The organism is Methylobrevis pamukkalensis (assembly GCF_001720135.1).
Classification (GTDB): domain Bacteria; phylum Pseudomonadota; class Alphaproteobacteria; order Rhizobiales; family Pleomorphomonadaceae; genus Methylobrevis; species Methylobrevis pamukkalensis.
In genome coordinates, this window is the sequence record NZ_MCRJ01000237.1 from 1 (window position 1) to 1786 (window position 1786).

Here is a 1786-nt window from a genome sequence, read left to right on the forward strand (position 1 = left end):
CCATGCCCGGGCCGAGCGCCTGCTCGCCACCCTCGGCCTGGCCGACCGTACCGACCACCGCCCGGGCCAGCTGTCCGGCGGCCAGCAGCAGCGGGTGTCGATCGCAAGGGCGCTGATGAACGGCGGCAAGGTGGTGCTGGCCGACGAGCCGACCGGCGCGCTCGACAGCCGCAGCGGCGAGGAGGTGATGGCGCTGCTGCGCGGGATGAACCGCAACGGCCACACGATCATCGTCATCACCCACGCCCGCGAGGTGGCCGAGGAGGCCGACCGGGTGATCGAGATCCGTGACGGGCGGATCGTCGCCGACACCCGCAAGCGGCCGGCCGTCGCCGCCCCGGCCACGCTCGCCGGGGCGCTTTCCGAACGCCGCGGCGGACGGCTGCTGCCCAATGTCGGCCAGACCGTCGTCACCGCCCTGCGCTCCCTGCGCGCCAACCTGTTCCGCACCCTGCTCACCCTGCTCGGCATCGCCATCGGCGTCGGATCGGTGGTGGCCATGCTGTCGATCGGGGCGGGAACCCAGGAACAGGTGCTGGCGCGGATCAGCTCGATGGGCTCCAACCTGCTGCTGGTGCGGCCGAGCCTCACCAACCTGCGCAGCGGCACGACGGTCAACGCCAGCCTGACGGCCGACGATGCGCGGGCGATCCTCGACCTGCCGAACATCGCCGCCTCGGTGCCGGAGAATTCCAGCTCGCTGACGGTGGTCGCCGGCAGCATCGACACCCAGACGACGGTGACGGGCACCACCGCCGACTTCACGCTGGCGAAAACCTGGGACGTCGAACGCGGCGCCTTCATCACCGCCGCGGACGAGGCCGACTATGCGCCGGTCGCGGTGCTCGGCCGGACCGTGGCGAAGACCCTGTTTCCGGACGGCGACGATCCGGTCGGCCGCCATCTCCTGATCGACCGCATTCCCTTCCAGGTGATCGGGGTGATGGAGACCAAGGGCGCGACCGGGGGCGGGCGCGACCAGGACGACGTGGTGCTGGTGCCGCTGCCGACCGCGAACCTGCGCCTGTTCGGCGAGGATTATGTCCGGGCGATCTCGGTCCTCGTGGAAGACACCGCGGTGATCGACGCGACGCAGGTGGCGGTCGAAGCACTCCTGACCGAACGGCACCGGCGCAACGACGTGATGATCACCAACATGTCGTCGGTGCTCGACACCATCTCCGAGACCGCCGAGATTCTGACCCTGCTGCTCGGCGCGATTGCCGCGATCTCGCTGCTGGTCGGCGGCATCGGGGTCATGAACATCATGCTCGTCAACGTCACGGAACGCACCCGCGAGATCGGGGTGCGGATGGCGACGGGGGCCAGCAGCGGCGATCTGCTGCTGCAGTTCATCGTCGAGGCGCTGGTCGTGTCGCTGATCGGCGGCGCGATCGGCCTTGCCCTCGGGGTGGCGCTCGGCAACCTGGCCGGTCTGTTCGGCATCACCGCCCGCTTCACCCTCACGCCGGTGGTGCTCGCCTTCGGCTCGGCGCTGTTCACCGGCCTCGTCTTCGGCTTCCTGCCCGCCCGCAAGGCCTCGCGGATGCAGCCCGCGGTCGCGCTTTCGGCGAAATGATGTAGGCTCGGCCCACGTCGTTCCCGCCGCCGGACCACCGCCCCGGATCACCGCCGATGACCTCGCCGATCGAGATGACCGCCGCCGAGCTCGGCCGCGCCTTTGCCGCGCGCAGGCTGAGCCCGCTCGACTGTTTCGACGAGATCGCGCGCCACGTCGCGGCGCGCGAACCGGAGATCCGCGCGCTCTATGCCTTCGATCCGGAGG

At 70.6% G+C, this 1786-nt stretch carries 1 protein-coding gene; it reads left to right on the forward strand.

All coding sequences use genetic code 11. The features are described from left to right. A partial coding sequence (locus A6302_RS20150) for an ABC transporter permease (RefSeq protein ID WP_069308503.1) occupies positions 1-1579 on the forward strand: 1579 nt, incomplete at its 5' end. Between the last annotated feature and the right edge of the window lie 207 nt (positions 1580-1786).